The organism is Thermopolyspora flexuosa (assembly GCF_006716785.1).
GTDB classification, from domain to species: domain Bacteria; phylum Actinomycetota; class Actinomycetes; order Streptosporangiales; family Streptosporangiaceae; genus Thermopolyspora; species Thermopolyspora flexuosa.
The window spans coordinates 297,932-315,621 of the sequence record NZ_VFPQ01000001.1 but is presented as its reverse complement, the minus strand read 5'-3'; the positions used below and the strand labels follow the sequence as shown (position 1 = coordinate 315,621).

At 72.2% G+C, this 17,690-nt stretch carries 14 protein-coding genes and 1 tRNA gene; 6 read left to right on the top strand and 9 right to left on the bottom strand.

Annotated features, from left to right (window positions below):
* The first annotated feature begins 72 nt into the window (after positions 1–72).
* The 3 genes from FHX40_RS01395 (at position 73) to FHX40_RS01385 (ending at position 4,024) form a co-directional block, all read left to right on the top strand.
* Positions 73–1,485 carry a sigma 54-interacting transcriptional regulator gene (locus tag FHX40_RS01395; RefSeq protein WP_142257918.1) on the top strand — a complete coding sequence of 471 codons (1,413 nt, stop codon included), beginning with the start codon at positions 73–75 and terminating at the stop codon, positions 1,483–1,485.
* A 42-nt stretch (positions 1,486–1,527) separates the two neighbouring features.
* Positions 1,528–3,501 carry a vWA domain-containing protein gene (locus tag FHX40_RS01390; RefSeq protein WP_142257917.1) on the top strand — a complete coding sequence of 658 codons (1,974 nt, stop codon included), beginning with the start codon at positions 1,528–1,530 and terminating at the stop codon, positions 3,499–3,501.
* Positions 3,502–3,583: 82 nt separating this feature from the next.
* Positions 3,584–4,024: a hypothetical protein gene (locus tag FHX40_RS01385; RefSeq protein ID WP_142257916.1), complete on the top strand. Its 441-nt coding sequence runs from the start codon at positions 3,584–3,586 to the stop codon at positions 4,022–4,024.
* 73 nt (positions 4,025–4,097) lie between these two features.
* On the opposite strand, the gene FHX40_RS01380 is transcribed toward FHX40_RS01385, so the two are convergent.
* Positions 4,098–5,237 (bottom strand): cystathionine gamma-synthase, encoded by a 1,140-nt coding sequence (locus FHX40_RS01380; RefSeq protein ID WP_142257915.1) that lies wholly within the window; start codon positions 5,235–5,237, stop codon positions 4,098–4,100.
* A gap of 33 nt (positions 5,238–5,270) precedes the next feature.
* The gene (locus FHX40_RS01375; RefSeq protein ID WP_142257914.1) at positions 5,271–5,513 is read right to left on the bottom strand and encodes a hypothetical protein; all 243 of its coding nucleotides are present in this window, start codon (positions 5,511–5,513) and stop codon (positions 5,271–5,273) included.
* Positions 5,514–5,656: 143 nt separating this feature from the next.
* Between FHX40_RS01375 and FHX40_RS01370 the strand changes: the two genes are divergently transcribed.
* Positions 5,657–6,835 (top strand): sensor histidine kinase, encoded by a 1,179-nt coding sequence (locus tag FHX40_RS01370; RefSeq protein ID WP_142257913.1) that lies wholly within the window; start codon positions 5,657–5,659, stop codon positions 6,833–6,835.
* On the opposite strand, the gene FHX40_RS01365 is transcribed toward FHX40_RS01370, so the two are convergent.
* Positions 6,832–8,070, bottom strand: coding sequence for an acyltransferase family protein (locus FHX40_RS01365; RefSeq protein ID WP_229788837.1), 1,239 nt, complete (start codon positions 8,068–8,070; stop codon positions 6,832–6,834). The genes FHX40_RS01370 and FHX40_RS01365 overlap by 4 nt on opposite strands.
* Positions 8,071–8,174: 104 nt before the next feature.
* Positions 8,175–9,545, bottom strand: coding sequence for a cystathionine beta-synthase (locus tag FHX40_RS01360; RefSeq protein WP_142257911.1), 1,371 nt, complete (start codon positions 9,543–9,545; stop codon positions 8,175–8,177).
* A 506-nt stretch (positions 9,546–10,051) separates the two neighbouring features.
* On the opposite strand from FHX40_RS01360, the gene FHX40_RS01355 reads away from it, so the two are divergent.
* Both FHX40_RS01355 and FHX40_RS01350 read left to right on the top strand, forming a co-directional pair.
* Positions 10,052–11,425: an outer membrane protein assembly factor BamB family protein gene (locus FHX40_RS01355; protein WP_142257910.1), complete on the top strand. Its 1,374-nt coding sequence runs from the start codon at positions 10,052–10,054 to the stop codon at positions 11,423–11,425.
* 118 nt (positions 11,426–11,543) lie between these two features.
* Positions 11,544–12,761, top strand: coding sequence for an acetyl-CoA C-acetyltransferase (locus tag FHX40_RS01350; RefSeq protein ID WP_142257909.1), 1,218 nt, complete (start codon positions 11,544–11,546; stop codon positions 12,759–12,761).
* A 91-nt stretch (positions 12,762–12,852) separates the two neighbouring features.
* On the opposite strand, the gene FHX40_RS01345 is transcribed toward FHX40_RS01350, so the two are convergent.
* The 5 genes from FHX40_RS01345 to FHX40_RS01325 all read right to left on the bottom strand — a co-directional run bounded on the left by FHX40_RS01345 (position 12,853) and on the right by FHX40_RS01325 (position 17,670).
* Complete coding sequence (locus tag FHX40_RS01345; RefSeq protein WP_142257908.1) at positions 12,853–13,080, bottom strand: DUF4287 domain-containing protein; 228 nt, start codon at positions 13,078–13,080, stop codon at positions 12,853–12,855.
* Between the two features lie 201 nt (positions 13,081–13,281).
* Positions 13,282–14,067 (bottom strand): Bax inhibitor-1/YccA family protein, encoded by a 786-nt coding sequence (locus FHX40_RS01340; protein ID WP_142257907.1) that lies wholly within the window; start codon positions 14,065–14,067, stop codon positions 13,282–13,284.
* Between the two features lie 673 nt (positions 14,068–14,740).
* Positions 14,741–14,813, bottom strand: a tRNA-Leu gene (locus FHX40_RS01335).
* 440 nt (positions 14,814–15,253) lie between these two features.
* On the bottom strand, positions 15,254–16,582 hold the full coding sequence (locus tag FHX40_RS01330) for an NAD(P)/FAD-dependent oxidoreductase (RefSeq protein WP_229788835.1): 1,329 nt from the start codon (positions 16,580–16,582) through the stop codon (positions 15,254–15,256).
* A 290-nt stretch (positions 16,583–16,872) separates the two neighbouring features.
* The gene (locus tag FHX40_RS01325; protein WP_142257905.1) at positions 16,873–17,670 is read right to left on the bottom strand and encodes a uracil-DNA glycosylase; all 798 of its coding nucleotides are present in this window, start codon (positions 17,668–17,670) and stop codon (positions 16,873–16,875) included.
* Positions 17,671–17,690: the final 20 nt, after the last annotated feature.

The following is a 17,690-nucleotide window of genomic DNA, read 5'->3' as shown; positions in this document are numbered from 1 at the left end:
GTCACTCGTTGGCGGAAGATCCGCGATCGCGGAGGGGTGCGCGACGGCGAGGCGCGACATAGTCTCGATCCCGTGCATCCAATCCCAGAGGTTCACACTCTGCGTGAACTGCGCGAGACCGGTCACGTCCACCGCACGGTCAAGGCCGAGATCCGCGAGAACCTGCTCGCCCGGCTGCGTTCCGGTGAGCCCCGCTTCCCCGGCATCGTCGGCTTCGACGACACCGTGCTCCCCCACCTCGAGCGGGCCCTGCTCGCCGGCCACGACATCGTCCTGCTCGGCGAACGCGGCCAGGGCAAGACCCGGCTCATCCGCACCGTCGCCGGCCTGCTCGACGAGTGGACGCCGGTCGTCGCCGGCTGCGAGATCAACGACCACCCGTACGCGCCGGTCTGCGTACGCTGCCGCAGGCTGGCCGAGGAGAAGGGTGACGATCTGCCGGTGGCGTGGCGGCACCGCGACGAGCGGTACGGCGAGAAGCTCGCCACGCCCGACACCTCGGTGGGCGACCTGATCGGCGACGTCGACCCGATCAAGATCGCCGAAGGCCGTACCCTCGGCGACCCGGAGACCGTGCACTACGGCCTCGTGCCCCGCACCAACCGCGGCATCTTCTCCGTCAACGAGCTTCCCGACCTCGCCGAGCGCATCCAGGTCGCGCTGCTCAACGTGCTCGAGGAGCGCGACATCCAGATCCGCGGCTACAACCTGCGGCTGCCGCTCGACATCCTGCTGATCGCCAGCGCCAACCCCGAGGACTACACCAACCGCGGCCGCATCATCACCCCGCTCAAGGACCGGTTCGGCGCGGAGATCCGCACCCACTACCCGCTCGACCTCGACGCCGAGCTGCGGCTGATCCGCCAGGAGGCCCGGCTCGACTGGGAGACCCTCGGCGCCGACCTGCCCGACCACCTCGTCGAGGTGATCGCGCGGTTCACCCGGCTGGTGCGCGAGTCCACCGCGGTGGACGCCCGCTCCGGCGTGTCCGCCCGGTTCTCCATCGCCGCCGCCGAGACCGCCGCCGCCTCCGCGGTACGGCGGGCCGCGATCACCGGCGAGGAGCGCGCGGTCACCCGGATCTGCGACCTGCCCGCGGTGGTGCAAACGCTGCGCGGCAAGGTCGAGTTCGAGGTGAGCGAGGAGGGCCGGGAGACCGAGGTGCTCGCCCACCTGCTGCGGCGGGCCACCGCGGAGACCTTCCGGCAGCGCCTCGGCGCCCTCGACCTCACCCCGCTGCTCGACAAGTTCAGCGAGGGCACCCAGGTCGAGTCCGGCGACCTCGTCCCGGCGGCCGAGCTGCTGCGCCGGATCGGCCCGGTGCCCGGCCTGTCGAAGATCATGTCCGCGCTCGGCATGGGCGAGGGCGACGAGTCCCCCGGCCACGCCGCCGCCGCGCTGGAGTTCGCGCTCGAGGGCCTCTACCTGCTGCGGCGCCTGTCCAAGGACGAGATCGAGGGGGGCGGGGCCCGTTACCGCACCTGAGGCACGCAAGGCCACCCCACGCGCCCGACCCGAGGAGGGACCATGAGCGGCTACCGCTACGGCGAGTATCGCGACGGGCCGGACCCGCTGGCCCCGCCGTACGACGTGCGTGCCGCCCTCGACGAGATGGGGGACGCGATCCTGGCGGGCGCCTCCCCGCTCGACGCGCTGCGCGACCTGCTGCGCCGCGGCCTGCCCGGCGCGCCCGGCCGGCGCGGGCTCGACGAGCTGCTCCGCCAGGTCCGCGAGCGCCGCCGGGAGCTGCGCGAGCGCGGGCGGCTCGACGGCACCCTGGAACGGGCGCGGGCGCTGCTCGACAAGGCGATCGGCCTGGAGCGGGCCGAGCTGTTCCCCGACCCGAGCGACGACGCGCGCATGCGGGAGGCCGAGCTCGACGCGCTGCCGTCCGACACCGCCGAGGCGATCCGGCGGCTGTCCGGCTACGACTGGCGGTCCGCGGCGGCCCGGCAGACCTTCGAGGAGCTGCGCGACCTGCTGCGCCGGGAGGTGCTCGACGCCCAGTTCCGCGGCATGCGGGACGCGCTCGCGAACGCCGACCCGCAGGCGATGGAGCGCGTCCGGCAGATGCTGTCGGAGCTGAACGAGATGCTCGACCGGGACGCCCGCGGCGAGCACACCCAGGCCGACTTCGACCGGTTCATGGAGAAGTACGGCGACCTGTTCCCGGAGCGCCCCCGGAACCTCGAGGAACTCGTCGACATGCTCGCCCGCCGCGCCGCCGCGGCCCGGCGGCTGCTCGCCTCGCTCACCCCCGAGCAGCGGGCCGAGCTGCAGGCGCTGATGGAGCAGACGCTGGAGCAGGCCGGTATCGCCGAGCAGATGCGCGGCCTCGGCGAGCGGCTGTACGCCCGCCGCCCCGACCTCGCCTGGGACACCCCCGAGCGGATGACCGGGGACCGGCCGCTCGGCATGGCCGACGCCACCACCGCGCTGCAGGAGCTCGCCGACCTCGCCGAGCTGGAGACCGCGCTGCGTCAGGACTACCCCGGCGCCCGGCTCGACGACATCGACGAGGCCGCGGTACGGCGGGCGCTCGGCCGCTCGGCCGTCGACGACCTGGAGGTGCTCAAGCGCATCGAGCGCGAGCTGGAGGAGCAGGGCTACCTGCGCCGCCGCCGCGGCAAGCTCGAGCTCACCCCCAAGGCGGTGCGCCGGCTCGGCGAGACCGCGCTGCGCCGGGTGTTCTCCTCGCTCGACTCCGGGCGGCGCGGCGACCACGAGCAGCACGACGCGGGCGCCGCGGGCGAGCTCACCGGGGCGAGCCGGCCGTGGCGGTTCGGCGACGAGCAGCCGATCGACGTGGTCCGCACCGTGGTCAACGCGGTACGGCGCGGCGGCCTTGGCCCGGCGGACGGCACCGGCGGCCGTGCCGTACGGCTCGCCGTGGACGACTTCGAGGTGGCCGAGACCGAGCGGCGCACCGCGGCCGCGGTCTGCCTGCTCGTCGACCTGTCGTACTCGATGGCGCTGCGCGGCACCTGGGCGGCGGCGAAGCAGACCGCGCTCGCCCTGCACACCCTCGTCACCACGAAGTTCCCGCAGGACGCGGTGCAGATCATCGGGTTCTCCAACTACGCGCGGGTGCTCCAGCCGGACGAGCTCGCCGGGCTCGACTGGGACATGGTGCAGGGCACGAACCTGCACCACGCGCTGCTCATCGCCGGGCGGCACCTCGACCGCCACCCCGACTTCGAGCCGGTCGTGCTCATCGTCACCGACGGCGAGCCCACCGCCCACCTCATGCGCAACGGCCGGTACTGGTTCGAGTGGCCGCCGTCGAAGGAGACGCTCGAGCTCACCCTCGCCGAGGTGGACAAGATGACCCGGCGCCGCGCCACGCTCAACATCTTCATGCTCGCGGCCGACGAGCGGCTCAAGGCGTTCGTCGACGAGGTGGCCCGCCGCAACGGCGGCCGGGTGTTCTCGCCGAGCGCGGAACGGCTCGGCGAGTACGTGGTCAGCGACTTCCTGCGCGCCCGCACCCGCCGCCGCTGAGCCGTACGGCCGGCCATACGGCCGGGTTCCGGCGGGCGGGCGCGCCTGCCGATCTGATCACCGAGCCGCTACGCTCGGGCACATGACGCTGTTCGACCAAGTGCTGCTGTGGCTGCACATAGCGTTCTCCATGTTCACGCTCGGTCCGGTGGCGGCCTTCACCGGGGCCACGCCCCGATACATCCGGCAGCGGAACGTCGAGGTGGTGCGGTACCTGCACCGGGGCACGCGGATCTTCGGCGTGCTCACCGTCGGCGTCTTCGTGTTCGGCGCGCTGCTCGGGCGCGGCTTCCTCGGCGCGCCGTACATGTCGGTGTCGATGACGCTGTTCATCGTCAGCCTGGTGCTGCTGGTGGTCATCGACCGCGACCAGGCCACCGCGGTACGGGTGCTGTCGAACGAGTCGTCCGAGGATGACGCGAAGGCGCAGACCGGGCGGATCGCCGCGCTCGGCGGCCTCGTCGCGTTGCTCTGGCTCGTGATCCTCGTGCTCATGGTCGCGGGCAGCCCGCCGCAGGCGTAGTCCCGGCCGCGGGCGGCGGGCCCGCGACCGGGCCTGGGCCCGCCACGCGCCGGAGCGGCCCGAGACGACGGGCCTAGCGAAGGGCCTCGGTGAGGTCGGCGAGCAGGTCGTCGACCGACTCGATGCCGACCGACAGGCGCACCAGGTCGCCGGGCACCTCGAGCGGGGAGCCCGCCACCGACTGGTGGGTCATCCGGCCGGGGTGCTCGATCAGCGACTCCACGCCGCCGAGCGACTCGCCCAGGGTGAACAGCCTGGCGCGGTCGCACACCCGCACCGCCGCCTCCTCGCCACCGGCCACCCGGAACGACACCATGCCGCCGAACCGGCGCATCTGCTTCGCCGCGACCTCGTGGCCGGGGTGGGTGGGCAGGCCCGGGTAGTAGACCTGGGTCACCTTCGGGTGGGAGCAGAGCATCTCCACCACGCGCTCGGCGTTGTCGCAGTGCCGGTCCATGCGCACCGCGAGCGTCTTGACCCCGCGCAGGGTGAGCCAGGCGTCGAACGGCCCGGCGACCCCGCCCATGGCGTTCTGGTGGAAGGCGAACAGCTCGCCGAGCTCCGCGTCGGAGGTGACGATCGCGCCGCCGACCACGTCGGAGTGGCCGCCGATGTACTTGGTGGTCGAGTGCACGACGATGTCGGCCCCGAGGGCGAGCGGCTGCTGCAGGTACGGCGAGGCGAAGGTGTTGTCCACCACGAGCCGTGCCCCCGCCTCGCGGGCGAGCTGGGCGAGCGCGGCGATGTCGGCGACGCCGAGCAGCGGGTTGGTCGGGGTCTCCACCCAGATCAGCCGGGTGGCCGGGGTGATCGCGGCGCGCACCGCGTCGAGGTCCCCGAGCGGCACCGGGTCGAAGGTGAGCCCCCAGCGGGTGTAGACCTTGTGGAACAGCCGGTAGGTCCCGCCGTAGGCGTCGTTCGGGATGATGACGTGATCCCCCGGCCGGCACAGGGCGCGCAGCACGGTGTCCTCGGCGGCCATCCCGGACGCGAACGCGAGGCCGCGCACGCCCCCCTCCAGCGCGGCCAGGCACTCCTCCAGCGCGGTCCGGGTGGGGTTCGCCGTCCGGCTGTACTCGTATCCCGATCGCAGGCCGCCGACCCCGTCCTGCTTGTAGGTCGAGGTGGCGTAGATCGGAGGCACCACCGCGCCGGTGCGCGGGTCGGCCTCCTGCCCGGCGTGAATGGCCAGGGTCTCGAAGCCTTCAGTCATGCGTCCGAGGGTATCCGCCCCGGACGTGGGGGCTCACACCCCGGCCGTGCGGCGCGTCTCGCTGGGGTGCGGCGCGCGCGGCCCCGGGACGTGCACGGCGGCGGCGAAAGGGGACGCCGCGGGCCGGCGCAGCTCGGGGTGGGTGGACAGGTGGCGCCCGCTGCCGCCCTCGGCCGGCTCGCCGTTGATGCGGGAGAGCAGCACCGGGTCGGCGACCACGAGCAGCATGACCAGGAGAACGGCGAGGCCGGCGAGCACGATTGCGATGACCGTCATTGGGGTGACCCTCCTTCTGTCGTGCTCCCAGCGTGCGTCTTCAGGGCCCGTGGGCACTTCGGCCGAAGAGGTGGTCCGTCGCCGGTCCCCTCGGCCAAAAGGCCGATGGCCGGGTTTTGACCGGGGCCATAGGCTCGTTTTCCGTGGGCGACATACACCGTTTCGTGGTCATCATCCGCCGGCTCAGCGAGCTCGCGCTGATCGGCTGTTTCCTGTTCGCCCTGCTGTTCGACGTGATCGTGCTGCTCAACCTCCAGGCCGTCGTGGCCGAGGTGCCCGTGACGGTGAGCAGCGTGCTCGGGTTCGTCGCGGTACTCCTCCGGCGCCGGTGGCTGCGGGTGGCCATGCCGGTCTTCCTTGTGGTCTCGTTCCTCACCTCGGCGTTCCACGTGACGCTGAGCGAGCTGTCCAACTTCTACGGCCACCCCGGGGCCACCGAGGTGGGGGCGCTGCTGCTGCTCCCCATCACCGCGCTGCGCACGGTCAAGCCGTTCCTCCTCGCCGCGGGGCTGGCGATCGCGGACATGGTGGTGCTGGAGCTGACCGCGGCCCGGTACTCCTCACCGGGCGAGATCACGATCGGCTTCATGTTCTTCGTCCTCTGGTCGACCGCGGCGGCGATCGGAGGGTACCTGCGCTACCAGCAGGAACGCCGCGAGGAGGCGGTCAAGGCGGTGCGCCGGGCCGAGCGGCTCGACATCGCCCGCGAGCTGCACGACCTCGTCGCCCACCACATCACCGGGATCGTCGTGCAGGCCCAGGCCGCCCGCACGATCGCCGAGCAGAAGCCGGAGGCGGTGCCGCCCGCGCTCGACGCGATCGCCGCCGCGGGCACCGAGGCGCTCACCTCGATGCGGCGGCTCGTCTCCGTGCTGCGCGCGGACGACGACGCCGCCCGCACCCCCGGGGCCGCGCTGAGCGACCTGCGCGCCCTCGTCGACAACTTCACCGCGAACGGCGGCCCGCAGGTCGCCTTCGAGATCGGGCAGGGGGTGAGCTCGGCGAACCTGCCGCCCGAGGTGCTCACCACCCTGCACCGGGTGCTCCAGGAGTCGCTCACCAACATCCGCAAGCACGCCCCGGGCAGCGCCTGGGTCGAGGTCGACCTCTCCCTCGTGCCCGAGGGGGTACGGCTGCGCGTCCGCAACTACGGCGGCGGCAGCTTCGGCGGCGGCGGCGACTCCAGGCTGCGGCGGCTCGGCGGCGGCTTCGGCCTGGTCGGCATGGCCGAGCGGGTCGAGGCCCTCGGCGGCACCCTCACCTACGGCCAGACCGTCGACGGGGCCTGGGAGGTTTGCGCCGTGCTCAAGTGCGACACCTAGCGCGCCGGACGCATCCCGAACAGGAACCGGGTCACCGGGGTGCGCCGTACCAGCAGGTCGTACGCGGCGAGCGTGAGCGCGCCCGCGGCCGCCACGATCACCAGGTACTTCACCGGGATCGGGGCGTCCCAGCGGACCACCTGGTAGGCGACGGCGACCACGGCCGGCTGGTGCAGGATGTACAGCGGCAACGCGGCGGCGGCGAGGTAGGCGTACACCCGGCGCGTACGGCCGGGCGGCGCGGCCGTCGCCTGCCCGGACGACGCGGGTGACGACGCGGCATCGGCCGGCCTGCGCGCCCGGCGGCGGTCGAGCAGGCCGAGGATCGCGACGAGGCAGCACCAGCCCGCCGCGCCGTACAGCCCGCGGGCGCCCATCGCCGCCGGGATCATCGTCGTGAACGGGTCGGCCCCGGTCGTCTCGCCCACGGCGAGGAAGACCGGCATCCCGATCCCGAACAGCACGAGGGTGGCGAGGGCGGCAAAGATCGCGTCCCGCCGCATCGCCTCGCGCAGCCGCGGCTCGGCCGCGAGCGCGTAGCCGTACAGGAAGAACAGCAGGTACGCCCACCGGCTCCAGGCCGCGAACCCCTCCTCCATGCCGTGCAGCGCGCTGACCAGCGCGAGCGGGATCGCGGGCAGGATCAGCACCAGGCCGCGCGCCCGCACGGCCGCGGCGAGCCCCTCCCGGGCCCGGCGGGCGGCGCGGCGCGGGAACCACCGCACCAGCGGCGCGAGCAGCAGCGAGAACGCGAGCAGCAGCACGACGAACCACAGGTGCCCGCTCTCGAAGTACTCGCCCCGCACGACGAACGGGAAATCGGCGAGGTCGAGGCGGACGTCGAAGAAGAGCGGCAGGAACTCCGCGTACGACTCCCGGCCGCCCTCGCCGAGCCGCCGCAGCCACTGCGGCAGCGGCAGCAGCACGACGGTCGCGAACAGCAGCGGCACGCCGAGCCGCCGCAGCCGCTCCACGGCGAAACCTCCGGCGCCACGGCGGCGCAGCGAGTACCAGGCGCCGACGCCGCTGACGAGGAAGAGCATCGGCATCGCCCAGAGCACCGCGAGGCCGGCGAGGTACGTCGTGACCTCGGTGGTCGCGGCGTTCTTCACGTAGTAGTCGTCCCGCGTGTCGAAGACCAGCGCCGAGTGGAAGAACACCAGCCCTGCGACGACGAGGACGCGGATCGCGTCGAGCTCCGGGCGTCGCTCCGCCGTCCCGGAGCGGGGCGTCACCGACGTGGGAGGGTGTGCCGCACTCCCACGTTCGCCCATGCGGCCAGCATAGGTCGGCCACCCGCCGCCGAACAGGCCCAACGGCGGCGGGTGGCCGCGCGGGATCAGCGGCCCGCGAGGAAGCCGAGCAGGTCCTGCCGGGTGACCAGGCCGACCGGCTTGCCGTCGTCGAGGACCACGGCGGCGTCGGCCTTCTCCAGCGCGTCGACCGCGATCGACACCGGCTCGCCCGCGCCGATCATCGGCAGCGGGGCGGACATGTGCTCGCCGACCGGGTCGTCCGGGCCGACCTTGCCCCGGTAGAGGCCGTCGAGCAGGTCCCGCTCCACGATCGAGCCGACCACCTCGGCGGCCATCACCGGCGGCTCCTCCTTCATCACCGGGAGCTGCGACACGCCGTACTCGCGCATGATCGAGATCGCGGTGCCCACGGTCTCGTGCGGGTGGGCGTGCACGAACTGCGGCAGGTCGCCCGGCTTGCGGCCGAGCACGTCGCGTACCAGGCCCTCCTCGCCGCCGGTGGTGAGGAAGCCGTAGTCGGCCATCCACTCGTCGTTGAAGATCTTGGACAGGTAGCCGCGGCCGCCGTCCGGCAGCAGCACCACGACCACGTCGTCCGGCCCGGCCCGCTCGGCCACCCGCAGCGCGGCGACCACCGCCAGGCCGCTGGAGCCGCCGACGAGCAGGCCCTCCTCGCGGGCGAGCCGCCGGGTCATGGTGAACGAGTCCTTGTCGGAGACCGCGATCACCTCGTCGCAGATGTCACGGTCGTAGGTCTCCGGCCAGATGTCCTCGCCGACGCCCTCCACCAGGTACGGCCGGCCGGTGCCGCCGGAGTACACCGAGCCCTCCGGGTCGGCGCCGATGATCCTCACCTTGCCGCCGGAGACCTCCTTGAGGTAGCGGCCGGTCCCGCTGATCGTGCCGCCGGTGCCGATCCCGGCGACGAAGTGGGTGACCTTCCCCTCGGTCTGCTCCCAGATCTCCGGCCCGGTGGTGGCGTAGTGGCTCGCCGGGTTGTCCGGGTTGGCGTACTGGTTCGGCTTCCAGGCGCCGGGGATCTCCCGGGCCAGCCGGTCGGAGACCGAGTAGTACGACTCGGGGTGGTCCGGCGGCACGGCCGTGGGGCAGACCACGACCTCGGCGCCGTACGCCCGCAGCACCGCGATCTTGTCCTGGGCCACCTTGTCCGGCACCACGAACACGCACCGGTAGCCCTTCTCCTGGGCGACGATCGCGAGCCCCACGCCGGTGTTGCCCGACGTCGGCTCCACGATCACACCGCCGGGCCGCAGCTCCCCCGACCGCTCCGCCGCCTCGATCATGCGCAGCGCGATCCGGTCCTTGACCGAGCCGCCGGGGTTGAAGTACTCCACCTTGGCCAGCACCTGCGCGGGGACGCCGCGGGTCACCCGGCGCAGCCGTACGAGCGGGGTGTCGCCCATCAGCTCGATGAGCGAGTCATACACACGCACCGACAACCACCTTGTCGCCGAAGCCCCTGACGGGCAACGTTGGAACGCTTCAGGCCGGACGGATCCGGCACGTTCACGCTACCTTGCCCGGCGGTCGTGACCGGAACACCGGCGCCCGCCCGGTACGGCGAGCCGGGCCGGCCGGGGCCGCGCGGCGCCGCCCATGGACGGGCCGGGCCTTTACGGACGGATGCCCAAATCCCGATCGTTACCATCCATCTGCCAGACGCCCCCTGCGGAGGGCTTACGCGGTGCTACCTTCTGTATGCGCCGCGTTGGTGTGGCGGGGAAGCCCGCGCGCGGCGCTGGATCACAACCGATACACCTCGCGGCGGCGACCGCCGCGGAGGACTCCGGCACGGCGATGACCGCGACCCGCGTCGCCGGCCGGGCGGCCGGTTCCACTCTCGGCGGTGGGCGGTCCGCTCCGGCGAGGCGGGCCGTCGGTCGACGACGCCCTGGCACGGTGACCCTCCGCGGCCGTGCCGTCACCCGTTTGGAGTGGAATGTCCGTGATCAAGGCAAAACCCGCCCTCGCCGGCCTCCTTCTCGCCGTGCTCGCGGGGAGCGCCGCCTGCTCCGGCGGCGACGCGGCCACCTCGTCCGAAAAGGAGCTCCCCGGCTGGCAGAACACGCAGGTGACCGTGGTCAGCCGCACCGCCGTGGGCGCGGGCGTCGCGGCGACCACCTCGATGACCCCGGACGGCGCGCTGGAGACCGTGGCCGTCGACCTTGCGAGCGGACGGAAACTGTGGGCCCACCCGGCGACGATGCGCGGGCGGCTGCCGGGCATGGGGGTGCAGGCCCCCGCGGTGGTGGAGACCGGCGACGGTGGCGGCGTGGTCGCCGCGATCGAGCCGGCCGCGGGCGGCGGCAACGGCGCGGCCCTGGTCGCCCGGGACGCGCGCACCGGCGAGCGCAAGTGGGTCCGCCCGGTGCACTCGAGCTTCGGGCCGCAGCGCTGCGGGCCGTACCTGTGCGTGTCGGAGAACACCGAGCTGGCCCGGGCGCGGGTGGTGGTGCTCGACCCGGCCGCGGGTGAGCCCAAGTGGCGCATCCCGGGCATCGCGGAGGTGGAGTGGTCCGACGCCGAGCGGGTGGTGCTGCTCCGGCTCGCCGAGCACCCGCTCCTGGAGGCCCGCGAGGTGAAGACCGGCAAGGTGCTGTGGCGCACCCCGGTCGAGCAGGCGCTCGGCCCGGGCGTCGACCTGTCCGGCGGCTGGGCGTTCGGCGCGTCCGGCAAGAACCTCGTCGGCTACGTCGCGCCGTACACCAACCCCGAGACGAAGACGACCTCCACGTTCGGCATGTTCTCGGTGTCGCTCGACGACGGCCAGGTGAACTGGATCCGGCCCTCGGTGGTGCGCGTCTACCCCAGCGGCAGCCCCGGGTTCGCCCCGGTGGTGCGGCCGGTGGACGGGCAGGGCCAGTACGGCGGGTTCGCGCTGCTCGACGCCGAGTCCGGCCGGGTGATCGGCCAGATCGGCACCCAGCAGATCCCCGGCAGCGGGTGGTGGCTCGCCTTCCCCGAGCGGCCGAGCACCCTGGGCTTCCTCAAGCGGGACGCGAAGGGCGCCGCGTTCGACCTCACCACCGGCCGGGCCACCGAGCCGGAGGGCCTGCGCGGCTGGTCGTTCTGCGTCACCGACCCGCAGCCGCTGAAGCTGAAGGACATCACCCCGACCGGGTTCTACTCGGTGGCCGCGCTGTGCGAGTTCGACCTCGCCACCGGCAAACGGGTGAACGACGGCTCGGCCCGGCCGCCGCTGTGGTTCACCGGCAGCCAGGACGGCTGGCGGCTGTGGCGGGACGAGAAGGGCGCGCTGCACGCGGTGAAGGACGGCTCGGGCACCACGCCCGGCATGTACGGCCTCGCCTGACGGCCACGGCGGCTATCCGAACCGTACAAAGTTCTGTTTTTTGCGCCGTGTCGCGTGGATTTCGCCCTTCTGCGTTGTAGCCTCCGGCAGGAGGGAGCGTTACTACCAGGAGGGCCACATGCCTGAGGCAGTCATCGTCGCCGCCGCCCGCTCGCCGATCGGCCGCGCCTTCAAGGGGTCGCTGAAGGACATGCGTCCCGACGACCTGACGGTGCAGATGGTCCGGGCCGCGCTCGACAAGGTGCCACAGCTCGACCCCGCGGAGATCGACGACCTGCTCCTGGGCTGCGGGCTGCCCGGGGGTGAGCAGGGCTACAACATGGCCCGGGTGGTGGCGGTGCTGCTCGGCCTGGACAACGTGCCGGGCACCACCGTCACCCGGTACTGCGCCTCGTCCCTGCAGACCACCCGCATGGCCTTCCACGCGATCAAGGCGGGCGAGGGCGACGTGTTCGTCTCGGCCGGGGTCGAGTGCGTCTCCCGCTTCGTCAAGGGCAGCTCCGACTCCCTGCCGGACACCCAGAACCCGCGCTTCGCCGAGGCGCGGGCCCGCACCCAGAAGATGGCCGAGGGCGGGCTCGACTGGCACGACCCGCGCGAGGACGGCGAGCTGCCCGACATCTACATCGAGATGGGGCAGACCGCCGAGAACGTCGCCCGGCTGCGCGGCATCTCCCGCAAGGAGCAGGACGAGTTCGGCGTGCGGTCGCAGAACCTCGCCGAGAAGGCGATCGAGAACGGGTTCTGGGCGACCGACATCACCCCGGTGACGCTGCCCGACGGCACGGTGGTGAGCAAGGACGACGGGCCGCGGCTCGGCACCACGTACGAGAAGGTGGCCGAGCTCCAGCCGGCGTTCCGGCCGGACGGCACGGTCACCGCGGGCAACTGCTGCCCGCTCAACGACGGCGCCGCGGCCCTGGTGATCATGAGTGACGTGAAGGCGGCCGAGCTCGGGATCACCCCGCTCGCCCGGATCGTCGCCACCGGGGTGAGCGCGCTGTCGCCGGAGATCATGGGCCTCGGCCCGGTGGAGGCGACCCGCCGGGCGCTCGCCAGGGCGGGCATGTCGATCAAGGACATCGACCTGGTGGAGATCAACGAGGCGTTCGCCGCCCAGGTGATCCCGTCGTACCGGGACCTGAACATCGACATCGACAAGCTCAACGTGAACGGCGGCGCGATCGCGGTCGGGCACCCGTTCGGCATGACCGGCGCGCGCATCACCTCCACGCTCATCAACAGCCTGCGCTTCCACGACAAGACGATCGGGCTGGAGACGATGTGCGTGGGCGGCGGCCAGGGCATGGCGATGATCATCGAGCGGCTGAGCTGACCGCGGCCCGCGGCCCCCTGCCCGCGGACGACACAAAGGCGGCCCACGCCGAACCGGCGTGGGCCGCGTCGTGTCCTTGTGTCCCCGGGTATCAGACGGAGCGGCTGATGCGCTTGCGCTCGTGCTCGTGCACGATCGCCCGGGCGAAGCCGTGGGTGAGCCCGTGCTCCTGCGCGAGCCAGTTCGCTCTTTCCTCACACCGTAGGAAGGCGGGACCGTTGTCGATGGCTCGGAACCACTCGGGGAGGTCGCGACCCGTGACCGCCGGGACGCGCTCGATCAGCTTGCGGTGCATCTCCGGTGAGTGGCTGAGCGACATGGGCACCTCCACGGGTGAAGCCTCTTTGGCTTGACATTGCCTTACGGCTTCCGCCCTGACAAGGCCCAAATAGACACCGCTTCGTTACGAAGGGTAGATCTTTAAGCACGAAGCGCCCGCAACCGGCAACCCAGGGTGATCGATCCCAGTACGACGAAGGGGCGCCCCGGGCCCGGGACGCCCCTGTCACGTCATGAGATCTCAGTCACTGCTGGTGAAGTAGCTGAGGAAGCGGAGGATCTCCAGGTAGAGCCAGACCAGCGTGACGGTGAGGCCGAACGCCATCAGCCAGGCGTACTTCTCCGGGATCTGCGACCGCACGCCCTGCTCGATGTCGTTGAAGTCGAGCAGCAGGAAGAAGCAGCCGATCAGGATCGTGGCCACGCTGAACAGCATGGCGAGCGGGCCGCCCGCGCGGATGCCGATGCCGTCCTCGACGAAGAAGCTCGCCACCAGGTTGATCAGCATCATCGCCATGAGGGCGATGCCGGCGCCGACCACGAACCGGGTGAACTTCGGGGTGACCCGGATGATCCGCAGCGAGTGCACGGCGAGCATGGCGCCGAACGCGAGCGCGGTGCCCAGCACGGCCTGGAAGACGATGCCGTTGGAGACCTCGTTGTACAGGTGGCTGACCACCCCGACGGTCACGCCGTAGGCGACCGAGTAGCCGAGGATGAGCGCCGGGTTGGTGCTCTGCCGGAACGAGACGATCAGCGCGAGGACGAGGCCGACGATCGCGCCGAGCGCCGCGAAGGCCGGGCCGAGGTTGAGCACCCAGGCGGCGGCCGCGGAGACGACGAGGGTGCCGAGCGTGATGAAGCCGCGCACCACCACGTCGTCGATCGTCATCGGGCGCGCGGCCGGCGGCGCGTACGACGGCGCGTTGTACATGTAGTGGAGCTGTTCAGGGGACGGCGGCGGTGCGTTCCATACCCCCTGGCTCGCGACCCGCTGCTTCTTGAATACGGGGTTCCTGCTCTGCATCGCTGCCTCCACGCTGCGACCTAGTGCTGCGAAGTCTATTTGATCGACATCACACGGTCGTATCGCGCCGACCTCTGTTCCAGCATTGTGGCCGGTGCGCCCGTCACGTGCCCGCGCGTCCGTGTCCCCGTGCCTCCGCGCCGGGGCCCGGGTACGGCGGCGGGAACGCGACCACGTACGACCGGGGGCCGGAGTACGTGGCGACTGGTGAACGAGCGACCCGACCACGTGGTTCCCGCTTCCGCGGCCGTCGATTCCGGGTTCCGCATCGCCGGTATCCCTGCGGTACGGCCGGCCGGCGGCGCGGTGACGGCCGGGTGTGCGGCCCGTGGCGGCCCCGGGGCGGCGCACGGGCGGCTCCGAACGCGCGCGGCGCCCGGACCGGCGGGCCGAAGGCCGCACCATACCGAACGGTGATTGTGCGGCGGCCGAACCGGCCGGCCGCGGGGAACCGGGCAATGGGCGGGCGCCCGGGCAAAACCCGGCGGCGCTCGGCGACAAACGTTCCAGGAAAGCGGATTCCCACCCCGCGGCCACCGATAAATCGCCTCGGCGTTACCATTCCGGCCGCCTCCGGAAACCCCGGGGCAAGGCTTCGGCCATTTCTCCGGCCGTTGCCTTTTGTTGGCACGTTTCCGCAGGCGACCGGACGATTACGCCTCGTGGCGCCACGTGCCCCCGGTCGGATTCGAACCGACACTAAAACCCTTTTAAGGGGTTTGCCTCTGCCGTTGGGCTACGGGGGCGGCGCAAACGTATGTTACGACCGTTCAACGGCGGCCGGATAATCTTACGACGCTTCTCTTACTTCATAACAGTATGCGCGGAAGGCATCCAGGCGATCCACACAAATAAAGCGCGTAAGCAGGCCGAGAGCGCGTCGCCGGCGCACCCGTAAACGGCGCCGGCGTCTGCCGGTGCAGGGCTCGCGGCCACGACATTCTCCACCTCCCGTTAGCCCGACGACGGTTCACCCGGCCGAGTGATCCGACTCTCGTCGCGGCCTTTAGTGATCGGAAGCCGTCAGAACAGGCACGCGCGAGCCGCCCCGTTGGTTGACAGGGATCAACAATGTCACAAAAAGATATCGCCCCCGTGCCCGCGTCCCACACCGGGCACGCGGTCACGGGGCCGCGGAACACGACGTGGCGGGGCCGTCCGGCACCTGGACGACCCCGCCTGACGCTCATCGCCTGCGCGCGGCCGCGGCCGCGGCCTTGAAAGCTTCACGCGGCCGGTGGAGCTGGCCGAGTGAGAGGGTTTCCCGCTTGAAGAAGAGCGCAAGCGTCCAGTCCGCCACAACACGGACTTTTCGGTTAAAAGTCGGCACCCGGGACAGGTGGTAGGTGCGGTGCATGAACCACGCGGGGAAGCCGCGCAGCTTGATGCCGTAGACGTGGGCCACGCCGTCGTGCAGGCCGAGCGAGGCCACCGAGCCGACGTACCGGTGGCGGTACGGCACGAGCGGCTGCCCGCGCAGGTACCGGGCGATGTTGTCGCCGAGCAGCTTGGCCTGGCGCACCGCGTGCTGGGCGTTGGGCGCGCAGAACTCGCCGGGCCGGGTGAGGTCGGGCACGGCGGCCACGTCGCCCGCGGTGAACGCGTCCGGCACGCCGTCCACGGTCAGCTCGGGGGTCGCCTTCACCCGGCCGCGCTCGTCGAGCGGCAGGTCACCGGCGTTCACCACCGGGCTGGGCTTGACGCCCGCGGTCCACACCAGGGTGCCCGCCGGGAACTCGTCGCCGTCCGAGGTCCGGATGACGTGGTCCTCGGCCGACTCCAGCCGGGTGTTCATCTTGATCTCGATGCCGCGGGAGCGCAGCTCGTTCGCGGTCCACCGGCCCATCTCCGGGCCGACCTCGGGCAGGATGCGGTCGGCGGCCTCGACGAGCACGAACCGCAGGTCCTCCGGGGAGACGCGGGGGTAGTACCTGATCGCGTCCCGGGCCATGTCCTCGACCTCGGCGAGCGCCTCGACGCCCGCGAAGCCGCCGCCGACGAAGACGAAGGTGAGCGCCCTGCGCCGCACCTCCGGGTCGTCGGTGGACTCGGCGATGTCGAGCTGGGCGAGGACGTGGTTGCGGAGCTGGATGGCCTCACCGATCGTCTTGAACCCGATGCCGACCTCGGCGAGGCCGGGGATCGGCAGCGTCCGGGAGATCGAGCCGGCCGCCATCACGAGGATGTCGTAGCCGATCTCCTGCACCGGACCGGCGTTGGGCTGGAAGGTGACGGTCCGCGCGGCGTGGTGGACCTTGGTGACCCTGCCGTTGAGGATGCGGACCTTCGGCAGCACCCGCCGCAGCGGCACCACGACGTGCCGGGGCGAGAGGTTTCCGGCCGCGGCCTCCGGGAGGAACGGCTGGTAGGTCATGTAGGACTGCGGGTCGATCAGGGTGATGCGCACGCTTCCGTCGCGCAGCTCGCGCCGGAGCCTGCGCTGCAGCCGCAGGCCCGTGTAGAGGCCCACGTAGCCGCCGCCGACGATGAGGATGTGCTTCGACTCGCGATTCACCTTGCGCCCCCCGGGCTGCTTGTGAAAGGATTCACAAGCAAGGATAGGACATCGGCCCCGAAGATCACCAATCGATATACGCGGCGGGCGCCCGCGCGAACCCGCCACGTGGATCAATACCCGCGGAACGCCGCGGGAATTCGCCGGTGCGCGTATACCGCGCGCCATGGCGGGATCGAATCATGCCATCGATCACACCCGCCCTGACCTGGCCGTACGCCGCCTTCCCCGGGTGAGGGCGGGTGATTCTTCACGGGTACGGCGGGCCGTTTACGCGGCGCGCCGGGCGATTATTTCGCGAGCTCCACCGCCTGCCGGAAAACATCATCGAGCATGTCCGCGGTGAGCCGTCCGGTGAACGTGTTCTGCTGGCTCGGGTGATAACTGCCGAGCAGCGTGACGGTGCGCCCGTCGGGGGCGCGCAGCTCGGCCCGCGCGCCGTGCCCGAACCGCGGCCTGCGCGGCGGCACCGCGAACCCGGCCCGCCCGAACGCCGGGAAGACCGCCTGCCAGGCGAAGCCGCCGAGCGCCACCACGACCCGCAGCGACGCCGCGACCAGCTCGACCTCCCGCACCAGCCACGGCAGGCAGGTGTCCCGCTCCTCGCTCGTCGGCTTGTTCTCCGGCGGCGCGCACCGCACCGCCGCGACCACCCGCGCCCCCAGCAGCCGCTGGCCGTCCCCGGCGTGCGTGCTCGTCTCCTGCGCGGCGAGCCCGGTGCGGTACAGCGAGGCGAACAGCCAGTCCCCGCTGCGGTCCCCGGTGAAGATCCGGCCGGTGCGGTTGCCGCCGTGCGCGGCCGGCGCGAGCCCGACGACGAGGACGCGGGGCCGCTCGTCGCCCCAGCCGGGCACCGGCCGCCCCCAGTAGGTCTGGTCGGCGAACGCGCGGCGCCGTACCGTGGCGACCTCCTCCCGCCACTTCACCAGCCGGGGGCAGGCGCGGCACACCGACTCCCGCGCGACGAGCTCGCCGAGATCGGGGCTGGCCGCGGCGAGCGCGCGCACCTCGGCGGCGTCGTGCGCGACCGGCGTGCCGGGGTGTGCGGGGTCGCCGGGCCACCCGCTGCCCGGGGGTACGTGACTCACACGCCCGATCGTGCCAGCTC

Coding starts and splice junctions, on each gene's coding strand:
- FHX40_RS01390 (WP_142257917.1), top strand. CDS start 1,528: ATGAGCGGCTACCGCTACGGCGAGTATCGCGACGGGCCGGACCCGCTG.
- FHX40_RS01385 (WP_142257916.1), top strand. CDS start 3,584: ATGACGCTGTTCGACCAAGTGCTGCTGTGGCTGCACATAGCGTTCTCC.
- FHX40_RS01380 (WP_142257915.1), bottom strand. CDS start 5,237: ATGACTGAAGGCTTCGAGACCCTGGCCATTCACGCCGGGCAGGAGGCC.
- FHX40_RS01375 (WP_142257914.1), bottom strand. CDS start 5,513: ATGACGGTCATCGCAATCGTGCTCGCCGGCCTCGCCGTTCTCCTGGTC.
- FHX40_RS01355 (WP_142257910.1), top strand. CDS start 10,052: ATGTCCGTGATCAAGGCAAAACCCGCCCTCGCCGGCCTCCTTCTCGCC.
- FHX40_RS01350 (WP_142257909.1), top strand. CDS start 11,544: ATGCCTGAGGCAGTCATCGTCGCCGCCGCCCGCTCGCCGATCGGCCGC.
- FHX40_RS01345 (WP_142257908.1), bottom strand. CDS start 13,080: ATGTCGCTCAGCCACTCACCGGAGATGCACCGCAAGCTGATCGAGCGC.
- FHX40_RS01340 (WP_142257907.1), bottom strand. CDS start 14,067: ATGCAGAGCAGGAACCCCGTATTCAAGAAGCAGCGGGTCGCGAGCCAG.